Origin of the sequence: Candidatus Leptovillus gracilis, assembly GCA_016716065.1 — a bacterium.
Taxonomy (GTDB): Bacteria; Chloroflexota; Anaerolineae; order Promineifilales; family Promineifilaceae; genus Leptovillus; species Leptovillus gracilis.
On record JADJXA010000003.1, the window covers coordinates 894006 to 904533 of the forward strand.

Consider the following 10528-nt stretch of genomic DNA (forward strand, 5'->3'; position numbering starts at 1 on the left):
TAGACAGACGCATGAATCTGGTAAAAGCTGCCCGGAACAAACGCATTGGGAGAATAGCAGTTTTCCATGCCGCGTGGTTTCTGTTTGCCATGATCACGGTAAGCGTATTTGTCGGCGCTTTGCCCTCTTTTTCACAACTCGTTACTGAAACCTGTGTGGCAAACTGCTCCCCGTTGTCTATTCCCCTCCAAAGGCAAACAATAGACGCGCTGGCTGCTCTGGGCATACATCAGCGCGTTTATGCCGGATACTTAATTTTGCTTTCGCTGAGTCATGCTGTGGTGGCTATCTTATTATGTGGTTTGGTCGTCTGGCGCAAAGGGAGTGATTGGCGCGTGTTGTTGACGGCTGGAGCCGGTATCGCTTCCCTGCCGCTGTTGTCACCTGTTTTCTTTACCTTTGCGCTGAGGCATGAACCCTGGCATTTCCCTTTATCCCTGCTGCGGGGAGTTTCATTTATAGTGGCTGGTTATGCCTTGTTTTTGTTTCCGAACGGCCGTTTTCAGCCACGCTGGACACGCTGGCTAGCCCATGCTTTTGCCCTGGCAATTGGGTTGTGGTTGTTATTTCCTCACCTGGCGCTCAATCCCGTCTATTATCGTCATGTAGCGGCGCTGTTCCCGGAAACAATTATCGCCATTGCCATTATCATTTTGATAGCAACAACGGTTTTACTTAATCGTTATCGTCTGATGCGTAATCAAGAGGAGCGGCAGCAAATTAAATGGGTCGTGTGGGGCACGGTTATAGCCATGATTGTGCTGCTGTTCCCTTTTGTGCCGCTGTTAGCCTATTTTGGCCTCAATGCCAATTTGCTGGCTGTCTGGTTTGCCCTGCATCCAGAAGTGGTGGCTATCATGCTGTATCCTATCGCCGTTATCGGGGCAATCTTAACTCATCGCCTATGGGATATTGATAAGCTCATTAACCGGACGCTGGTGTATGGCGGGCTGACGGGGTTGATCACGGCCGTTTACCTGCTTATGGTCGGTGGATTAGGGCTGTTGGCGGCGGGGCAGCAGTGGCAGCTGCTGGGTGTGGTGCTGGCAACGGCCGTCACCGCCATCCTGCTAAAACCCGCACAGAACCAATTGCAAACCTATGTCAATCGTCTCATACCCCTACCGCCAGTCACGCCAACGGCCGTTCCCCATCCCCCACCCATCAACGATCAACCGTTGGATCTCATCCCGGCGCAATGGCAATCGGCCGTTCGTTTCTTCCTCCTGATTTTTGCACTGGGCGCGATGGCCCTCTTACTCGGCGCAATTCCCGCCCGGCTGTTGCAACTGCAAACCGTATGTATAGAAGCCGTTTGCCCGGCGATCATTCTGGTTCCGGCTGATTTTGCCATCTTGCAGGAATGGGGCGTCTCGGCGTCTGCCTATGCTGTTTTTCACACGGCCGTCGAATTGATCCTGATTGTGCCGGTGGTTATTTTGTGGGTTGTCATCTTCCGTAACTGTACCCATCGTTGGCTCGGGGTGTTGACTTGCCTGGGGCTTGTATATCTAGGCGTCTCCCTGGGCAACATTCTTTGGGCCTGGACACAGGAAGCGCAGTGGGTAGCCTTCTTGGGCGATATAGTCAGCGAAATCGGCGCGGCGTCCTTGCTCTTGCTGCTGCTCTTGTTCCCTAACGGCCGTTTCATCAACCGTTGGACCCGTTATAGCGCCTACCTGCTCCTCTTTGTCATCCTACCCTTTGGCGTCATCAACCTCATCCTCTCGCCAGGGCTGGATGACAACCTGCCCGACACCATCAACGGGATGGCCTTTTTGCTCTTCATGCTGCTCGGCGCGGCGTCACAGATTGTGCGTTACCGCGCCTATTCCAATCAGGCGCAAAAACAGCAGACAAAATGGGTGGTCATTGGCGTCACGTCCCTGATGCTCGGCGTTTTGCTGTGGTTTCTTTTGATGGAATTCTTTCCCCTGTCACCCGGCCTCCCGCGCCTTACCTGGAATCTTTTCGGTGGCACGCTGATGATTTTTCTGGCTGCCTTGTTCCCCGTTTCTCTGGGGCTGGCTATCTTGCAATACCGGTTGTGGGATATTGATATCCTCATCAATCGCACCCTGGTGTATGGTGGTCTGACCCTGAGCATCGTTGCCATTTATACCCTGGTCGTGGGGGGCCTGAGCGCCATCCTGCACACGCGCGGCAACTTTGCCATTGCCTTGTTAGCCACCGGCTTCATTGCCGTTTTGTTTCAGCCGCTGCGTGAACGGTTGCAGCGCGGCGTCAACCGCTTCATGTTTGGCGAACGGGACGATCCCTACAAGGTATTGTCACAGTTAGGGCGGCAGTTGGGGGAAACGGCCGTTCCCACCCAAACCCTGCCCGCCATCACCACCACCATCTGCCAAACCCTCAAACTGCCCTACGCCGCCATCGAACTGGTCGCCAACGAGCAACGACAGCCTGCCGCCAGCAGCGGGGAACGGGGCACGGCCGTTCTCCAGGAGTGGCCGCTGCGTTACCAGGGGGAAATTGTCGGCTGGCTGCAAGCCGCCCCCCGCTCGCCGGGCGAGCCGTTCACCGCCAAAGAGCAGCAGCTTTTGGGCGACATCGCCGCCCAGGCCGGCGCCGCCGCCTATTCGCTGCGGCTGACCAACGCCCTGCAAAAATCCCGCGAAAAGCTGGTGCTCACCCGCGAAGAAGAGCGTCGCCGCATCCGCCGCGACCTGCACGATGAGCTTGGCCCGACCCTGGCCAGCCAGACCTTTGCCATTGACGCCATTTTGGACCTGCTGGAAAACGATCCAACCGAAGCCGCCCGCCTGCTGCGCGGCCTGAAAGCGCAAAACCAGGCCACCGTGACCGAAATTCGGCGGCTTGTGCATGAGCTGCGCCCACCCGCCCTGGATGAGTTGGGCTTGGTCGGTGCATTGCAGGCCCACGCCGCGCAGCTAAACAAGCCGCACAGCCTGCAAATCCAGATTAGTGCCAGGCCAGAGCCGCTGCCGCCGCTCTCGGCCGCCGTGGAAGTGGCCGCCTACCGCATCGCCCTGGAAGCGATGACCAACGCCGCCCGGCACGCCCAGGCGCACAACTGCGCCGTCCACCTGCAAGCGGAGGATACGCACCTCACGCTCACGGTTGGTGATGATGGCCGGGGGCTGGCGCCAAACGGCCGTACCGGCGTCGGTTTCCATTCGATGCGCGAGCGGGCAGAGGAGCTGGGCGGCCGGCTGAGCATTGAATCTGGCGAAAAGGAGGGGGTGTGGGTAACGGCCGTTCTCCCTCTATCTTCCCAAAGCGAGGCTGATGGCGCATGAAAATCACGCCCACCACCGTCCTCGACTTCAAAGTCGCCCAACCTGATGATCTGCCTCTGGTCATGGAAATTTTGGCTGAGGCCGCTGCCTGGCTCAAAGGGAAAGGCATCAACCAGTGGGCCTCGCCACCCAACGAACATTGGCAGCGGCGCATGGCTGAAGCCATCCAGCGAGAGGAAGTGCACACCGTGGGCATCGCCCAAAACCGCTTTGGCATTGTGCGCTTCACCTGGGCTGATCCTTACTGGCCCGACGACAATCTGGCTGGTTACGTGCATTCGATAGCCGTGCGCAGCGACATGCATGGGCAACATCTGGGCGGCCTGATTTTGTTCTGGGCGATGATGAAAACAAGGCAAGCGGAGCGACAATTTCTGCGGTTGGACTGTTTGGCGAGGAACGGCCGTCTGCGCCGTTACTACGATGATCAGGGTTTCAGCTACCAGGGCGAGGTGATTGACCATGATTACGTCGCCGCCCTGTACGAGAGGCCCGTATGAGCAAACAACCGATTCGCATTCTCGTTGTGGATGATCACAAACTATTTCGGGAAGGATTGACTGCCCTGCTGAACGCCGCCCCGGAAACGGCCGTTGTTGGCGAAGCGGCTACCGGCCAGGAAGCCATCACCCAGGCGGCTGCCGTGACGCCCGACGTGATCCTCATGGACATCCAGATGCCGGACATGAACGGCATCGAAGCCACGCGCCTCATTTTGGCCGACCAGCCCAACGTGGGCGTGATCATGCTGACCATGCTGGAAGATGACGACTCCCTGTTTGCCGCCATGTGCGTCGGGGCGCGGGGTTATATTTTGAAGGGAGCGGATAGGGCGGAGGTGTTGCGGACGGTAACGGCCGTTGCCGAGGGTCAGGCGCTCTTTGGTCCAGCGATTGCTGGCCGGTTGACAACCTTTTTTCAGCGCGGGAGCGGTTCGGAAACGGCCGTGACGCCTTTCCCCGATCTCACCGACCGCGAGCGGGAGCTGCTGCGGCTGATTGCCCAGGGACTGAGTAACAACGATATCGCCGCCCGGCTAAACATTTCCGGCAAAACGGTCAGCAACCATATCTCCAATATCTTCAACAAACTACAGGTCGCCGACCGCGCCCAGGCCATGATCCGCGCCAGGGAGGCCGGGTTAAAGTGAATGGCGAACGATCTGGATCCGCCTTTACCCAGGTTGTTGTGTCCGAACTGACGGCTTTGCCAGGCATGCCCGACTACATGGCCGATGCCGCTGAACTGCGAGCGGGCGATTTATTGGAACGTACCTTGTAGGGGCGTTATGCAATAATACCCTTTATCCATTGCCGAACGCTGTCTACACTACAGTGACCTAATTCTGCAAAAATAGCGGCGCTTTCCCGCGCACAGCGAATGGATTGCTCATGATGAGTAGACAAAGAGACTCGCGCCAGCCCAAACAGCGCCGCTGCCTTTTGTTCCGGCGCGTTTAGGGTGTTTGCCGTCTCCAGAGCTATCGTAAAATCCTGGCGCGCCGTAGCATCCTTCCCTGTTTTCAAATACATTTCTCCCCGGTAAAGATGCGCGGTCGCCGCTAACCAGACCAAATCCGCTGCCCGCCAATCCCCTTGTTTATAAACCACGTTGCCTAAAGTCAGGAATAGGGCTGCGCTGCGTTCAGAGGTTGATTTGTTGCACATACGTTGCCGCTTCCAATAAATAGGTTTTGGCCTGATCATAATCGCCATAATACCTCCCGGCTACACTGTCCAGGGCAATCAAGAATTTAGATATCAGGTTCGGGCATGGTTCAAAAACCCATGAAGTTAGCTTGACACTTTAAGCGCCAGCCCCAATAAAGAAAGCGGGTCATCAGGTAAAGAGATACCCGCTAGTTGCGCCGGGCTATGACCTGCTCGTTTGCCCCGCAGAAAGGGGCGTACATTATGAAGGAAGCGAAACAAATCCAGGCAGCCCTGGTCGGTGTGCTTGCGCCGGTCAAGAATCGGTCTCAACAAACTATTGACGCATTCGGCCAACATGCTCCCGCGCCAAGGATGGGACAGCAGCGTCGTGACAGCCTCCCAAGCGGAGCCAAGCCGGCTGTCGCCCAGGCAAAGATAGGCGGTATCAAGCGCTTGCTGCCAAATCTGCTGTCGATTTTCTTTTTCGGGCAGCGAAAGGTGACGCCGTTTTTCATCGGCTTCGCATTGCCAGATGCGGCACAGGGCAGCTATGGCTTCAGAGCCGTATTGGTTGGTCAAAACTGCCAACTCTGGAGAGAGCAGTGCTTGATAAGTGAACAAGCTGGCTGCCCAGTTTCGCAGATTAGTTGCCAGTTTCTTGTAAATGCGACCCGAGAAGGTGGTCATTTGTTCACCCAAGACTTGCAAGTGAGCCATACCCTTTTCAGCATCGACCAATTGACCTGTTTCCAGATCGATGAGCGCGAAGTAGGCATCCACTTTACGGGCAATTTGGGCAAAAGCATCCAGCTTCTTTATTTTCTTGTCGGCCTCAGCCACCAATGCCTCCCATTTAGCAAGATGCTGCAGGCGCTTGCTTGTTTGCGATTTGTCAAAGATCGCTTCTCGTTCTGCCACTTTGATCAGGGCGGCGTAGGCTTGCTCTTCCAAGCGGGTTGCTTGACCCCACATGGGACGCAGCAAGTGGTCCCAATCCAATTGATGGTGACTCAATGCGGCCCGCTTTCACACCAGCTGCCAAACCGGTACCGGCATCGGAAGCAAACTGCCTGGTTTCGGGTACGTCCAGCAAGACACAGCCCCAAGTGTCGCCATCTCGTTCGTCCTGACGGGTCAAGGCATAGATGTAGAGCGAATCATTCCCCACCACCAACAGATTGGGCAACCCATTGGCGAATATCTCATCACCAGCCAACGTCTCGTTGCTCGCTGGTTCAAGCCGCTGGTTCACCTGTTGAGCGACATCTTCCAGGTCAGCCAACTCGCCATTGATCCAGCCCAACGAGACGCTTGCATCCAACATTTCGGACAAACAGGTTTTCACGCCACGTTGGCTGACTCCCTGTTCACTCAAAGTCAGCACACCGTTGCAGACGATTCTTCGTCACTACTACATCTCTGCTGGGGTTGCGGGCCATGCTGTCCAGGGATCATGGCGCGAATCAAGGCATCTCTGCCTGTGGTGGTCATGTCATACAGTGTCTGTCGCGACAGTTGATACGTTTCAGCCAATTGCTTTACTCTTCCCCAAGGTCGGTTCGGCGACATCATCTCTATCACAATTTGCGCTCTTTCTGCGGGCACTATATCATCTCGGCTTTCAGCCACGGGTTTCCTCCTTTTGCATAAGCGGCTCTAGTAAAACCAATTATGCACTGGAAACTCGTGGTTTTCTTTTATCATTTTGTCAAGCTAACTTCAGGGCGTTCGCTCAAATAAACGAGCAAAAGTCCAATTCAGATTGCCATATCGGTGAAGTGGTTCAGAAGCCAGCAAAACCGATATGACAGCTACAAAAAACAAGCACTTTACCAATCAAATACCGTCAACAGGCCCAATCCACCCCTGGTTAACCGGTTCAGCCACAGTCCAGTTGGTATACAACGTAGCCGACAAGCCTAACAGAGATAAAATGCGCTGCTGCACGGCCGTTAACGGCGTCGCCTGACAGACCCGCTGCCCGGTCAGATGGATAATGCTCAGGTTGATGTTGTCAAATGCCTCCAGCAGCCGCTCCATCGTCGGCCGAGCCGTGGCCCGCTTGGGGTTGCGGGGTGATGCCACTCCAGTTCTGACTGTTGGTCGGCCAGAGTGCGACGAGCCGTGTAATCGCCTAAGGCCAGCAGTCGCGCCGCCAGCGAGAGCAAATGAAACAAGCCCCGCGCATGGTCATCCCGCTGGACATAGACCGGGGTGATGGAGAGCATCTTGCCTTTGAGACGGCGGAAAATGTTCTCCTCGATATACTGGTCGCGGTAAGCCAGGACGGCCTCGGTCAAGAGAGCGACGCCTGCGGCGCATTGGTCAGGTAGATACGCCAACCGGCCCGGAACAGCGCCCACTAATCGCCGCCTCGTCTCGCTTGACCTGCACCTGGTAGCGAATGTCTTGCTCTACTCGTGCCGGTTGACCGCGATAGCCGCGGATGGCGCGTTCTGTGACCTGGCGAGTGTAGCTGACCGGCAACAGACCGCCACGCGATACTGCTTTCAATAGCGGCAATGGCTTTTTGTAAACTCGCTTCCATCGGTGATGGGGCGTTTACCCCGCCCTGGCGCAGGCGTTAAGTCCGCAGCGCCCCTTCCGCTTTGGCCAGCCGCTGCCGCAAGTTCGCCTGTTCGGTCTGTTGGTAGCTCAACGAGCGCACCACCAGACAACGCTCCGACCAGACGACATGCTGTGCCCACCCCAGCCTGATGGGCGCGGCTGACCTCGAATCCTTCGGCGATGGGCCAGGGAGCAGTCAGGCTCTTGTCCCTCCTCAGGCTCATCGTCGGGCAGGAAAACCGGCATCGCCGCGCCGCCGTCAGCCCACCACCGGCGCAGGTACTTTGTCCAGCAGACCCGGTTCACTCCATCGGGCAGGGGGCCCAGATAGTGGTCATGGCCCGCCGCAATCGTGGCCCGGGTGTCAAAGGCGCTCATCTTTGCTGTCGCCGACGATGAGCAACCCATTCCGGGCCAGCATCTCTTTCACCCGCTGGTAGCAAGGCACATACAGCGGGTCATCGGCCCGATTGCCAGGAACCACATCCAGCGCCAACAACAAGCCCAACGGGCAACCCATGCTCAGTCCTGCCAATTCCCGTGCGGTTTGATGACGGTATCAATGGTGGACTGAATGCCTATCTTTCGATAAACCATACAAGAGCGGCAGGTCATCCAGCCGTTCAACACTGATTGTGAATTCTGGCATAGTCATGCCGCCAATTTTACTATTTACCGCTCAATTTGAGCGAACCTCGAGTAACTTGAACCATGCCTAAATTTGTAAAGCACATGTCGCCTGAATTGAACCTTGCCGCAATTCTCAATTTGAAATCCAGCCGTAGGGGCGGGACAACATTTTTGCCAATCACCAATGCCTGGCCTCCCGCTTGTCTCGCCCCTCTTTGGGTCCCATTGGGCGAGACGGCGGGGGAAGATGCCGTTCGCTGCGGCTGTTACCCGTCCGCGCCGTCCCGCCCCTACTAGCAGCACCCAGGCAAATTGAGAACTGCTGGTGCATTGTGTCGCTAACCTATTTTCCTGACTGGGAATCACTCTGGCTGTTTATGGTCAAATCGCTTGAGGAAGATGACGTCCCATCTGACATCGCCGCTTTAATTCTAAATTGAGCATTGCTGGCACTCTCAGACCGTAATATCCTGTTGTCTCGCTTCCGCTAGTCCTTGTTGGAGACCAAGAACATTTGTGCTATTATTTCTGCCAGAATATCTTGCGGCACACTAATTCAGACAAAAAGAGCGTGTCCAAGCGCTAAAGGCAGAAGCGAAGAAGGCGGCGAGTTGAGCACCGCTCTCCCCACTTTTTGCCCTATATCACCTGGCGAGGGTGCGGGGTGAAGAAAACGGCCGTTTATTCATCCATAAAACCGACACAATGGGGGATGGAAAACGGCCGTTACCCGGGCCAAGACTTATCTTATTTGTCAGGTTGCAAAAAGGCGCAGTGCTTCCTGACTCAGAAAACCATACACGCTGGTATTGATCTGGAGGTAAAAAATGGCAGTTATACGAGAAGGAAACAACGGAGTTCTTTTGGTTGTAGATGTGCAGGTCGGCGTCATGCAAAATGCGTGGGATGCCCAACGAATCATTAAAAACATCGGCGCCGTAGTCGAAAAAGCACGGGGACTGGGGATACCCGTGATATGGGTTCAGCACGCGGACGACGAACTGGTCTATGACAGCCCGGATTGGCAAATAGTGCCAGACCTGCTGCCGGCAGAAGGTGAAATACGGATTCATAAACAGTTCAACTCATCGTTCGAGCAAACGCAATTGGAAGAGACCCTGGCTCAGCTTGGCGCGGCGCACATCGTATTGGCTGGCGCGGCCACGAACTGGTGCATTCGAGCCACGGCGTATGGCGCCCTGGATCGTGGCTACGATCTCACCCTTATCAAAGATGCCCATACTACTGAAACGCTGGAACTTAATAATGACATCAGAATCGAAGCGGAAAATATTATCCGTGAACTCAACATTGCCATGACCTGGCTTAGCTATCCGGGTCGTACAAACGGCACAGCATCGGCTGAGGATATTGATTTTGCTGTCTTAGGCGAATTCCGAGAAATAATCGAGTGAAATTCGATGTATTTCGGAATTCGCTTGAGGCATTTTCGGATTGAAGGCTTATTTTTTATTCCGAAAATGCCTTCAGTGGTGTTCGTTAGGCAAAACCAGGCATTGCGCCAAAGTTATTGCGGCGAATCCTAAGGGTTCGTTTGCAATTAACTTTGGAGTTTCCAGATTGGACCAATCTCCAAGATTGGTCCAATCTCACCAGGTTAAAAACATATGAACCCTAAAGAGGATTCAACTGTTAATGTGTTACAACGGCCGTTAACGCATCTACAAATTCCAGCCCAATAAATTGAACAAAGTCGCGGATTAGGTTGCACAATCCCAGCAAACATGAGAATAACGCTTTAATCGCGTAGACGACCCTCGGCAACAACTTCAAGAAAAAGACAAGGAAACATTATGCCAGAACCAGATAAAACACGTATCCGCGCCTTTGAGGACGGGCCTGCATTTTGGCAATGGCTGGCGCAAAATCATGATTCCGAGCCAGAGCTATGGCTCAAGATTTACAAAAAAGGCTCCGGTCAAAAAACGATTGATTGGGAAGGGGCTGTCATAGAAGCCCTTTGTTGGGGCTGGATTGATGGCGTCAAAAAGCCATTGGACGATCAGGCTTATTTGCAGCGATTTACGTCGCGCCGTCCAGGCAGCAACTGGTCCAAACGGAACCGCGAGCATGTAGAACGCCTTATCGCTGAGGACAGAATGCAGGAGCCGGGCCTCATTCACGTGCGGGCTGCCCAGGCAGACGGCCGTTGGCAGTCAGCTTATGCACCAGCCAGCGAAATGACGATGCCTGAAGATTTTATGGCAGCTCTGGCAGAACGGCCGTCGGCCAAAGCCTTTTTTGAAACGCTCAATCGCCAAAATCGCTATGCCATCGCTTATCGCCTGCAAACGGCCAAAAAACCGGAAACGCGCCAGAAGCGATTCGACAGTTTTCTAGCAATGCTGGAAAAAGAAGAAAAACTTTATTGAGGCA

Annotated in this window: 12 protein-coding genes; 6 read left to right on the forward strand and 6 right to left on the reverse strand. The window is 55.0% G+C overall.

All coding sequences use genetic code 11. The annotated features are described in order from the left end of the window. The first annotated feature begins 11 nt into the window (after positions 1-11). Genes IPM39_12730 through IPM39_12740 form a run of 3 tightly spaced genes read left to right on the forward strand, consistent with a single transcriptional unit; the run spans position 12 to position 4431 of the window. On the forward strand, positions 12-3281 hold the full coding sequence (locus tag IPM39_12730) for a sensor histidine kinase (protein ID MBK8986920.1): 3270 nt from the start codon (positions 12-14) through the stop codon (positions 3279-3281). Beyond that, positions 3278-3781, forward strand: a complete 504-nt coding sequence (locus IPM39_12735; protein MBK8986921.1) for a hypothetical protein — start codon at positions 3278-3280, stop codon at positions 3779-3781. The genes IPM39_12730 and IPM39_12735 overlap by 4 nt, the downstream gene beginning before the upstream one ends. Then, entirely contained in the window at positions 3778-4431 is a 654-nt protein-coding gene (locus IPM39_12740; protein ID MBK8986922.1) for a response regulator transcription factor, read from the forward strand. The genes IPM39_12735 and IPM39_12740 overlap by 4 nt, the downstream gene beginning before the upstream one ends. A 136-nt stretch (positions 4432-4567) precedes the next feature. Here IPM39_12740 and IPM39_12745 read toward each other — a convergent pair whose 3' ends face one another. The 4 genes from IPM39_12745 to IPM39_12760 form a co-directional block, all read right to left on the reverse strand. Continuing rightward, on the reverse strand, positions 4568-4996 hold the full coding sequence (locus IPM39_12745; GenBank protein MBK8986923.1) for a hypothetical protein: 429 nt from the start codon (positions 4994-4996) through the stop codon (positions 4568-4570). A gap of 78 nt (positions 4997-5074) precedes the next feature. Continuing rightward, positions 5075-5884, reverse strand: a complete 810-nt coding sequence (locus tag IPM39_12750) for a hypothetical protein (GenBank protein ID MBK8986924.1) — start codon at positions 5882-5884, stop codon at positions 5075-5077. After that, positions 5826-6308: a hypothetical protein gene (locus IPM39_12755; GenBank protein ID MBK8986925.1), complete on the reverse strand. Its 483-nt coding sequence runs from the start codon at positions 6306-6308 to the stop codon at positions 5826-5828. The genes IPM39_12750 and IPM39_12755 overlap by 59 nt, the downstream gene beginning before the upstream one ends. 461 nt (positions 6309-6769) lie before the next feature. Further along, positions 6770-7018 carry a hypothetical protein gene (locus tag IPM39_12760; protein MBK8986926.1) on the reverse strand — a complete coding sequence of 83 codons (249 nt, stop codon included), beginning with the start codon at positions 7016-7018 and terminating at the stop codon, positions 6770-6772. An 83-nt stretch (positions 7019-7101) separates the two neighbouring features. On the opposite strand from IPM39_12760, the gene IPM39_12765 reads away from it, so the two are divergent. Next, positions 7102-7266, forward strand: a complete 165-nt coding sequence (locus IPM39_12765) for a hypothetical protein (protein MBK8986927.1) — start codon at positions 7102-7104, stop codon at positions 7264-7266. On the opposite strand, the gene IPM39_12770 is transcribed toward IPM39_12765, so the two are convergent. Both IPM39_12770 and IPM39_12775 read right to left on the reverse strand, forming a co-directional pair. Further along, positions 7259-7447 carry a hypothetical protein gene (locus IPM39_12770; GenBank protein ID MBK8986928.1) on the reverse strand — a complete coding sequence of 63 codons (189 nt, stop codon included), beginning with the start codon at positions 7445-7447 and terminating at the stop codon, positions 7259-7261. The two genes, IPM39_12765 and IPM39_12770, sit on opposite strands and share 8 nt — an antisense overlap. Before the next feature lie 418 nt (positions 7448-7865). Beyond that, a complete protein-coding gene (locus tag IPM39_12775; protein MBK8986929.1) occupies positions 7866-8021 on the reverse strand; it encodes a hypothetical protein in 156 nt (51 codons plus the stop codon). 937 nt (positions 8022-8958) lie between these two features. On the opposite strand from IPM39_12775, the gene IPM39_12780 reads away from it, so the two are divergent. After that, entirely contained in the window at positions 8959-9546 is a 588-nt protein-coding gene (locus IPM39_12780) for an isochorismatase family protein (protein MBK8986930.1), read from the forward strand. 399 nt (positions 9547-9945) lie between these two features. Continuing rightward, positions 9946-10524, forward strand: a complete 579-nt coding sequence (locus IPM39_12785; protein MBK8986931.1) for a YdeI/OmpD-associated family protein — start codon at positions 9946-9948, stop codon at positions 10522-10524. The last annotated feature ends 4 nt before the right edge of the window (positions 10525-10528 follow it).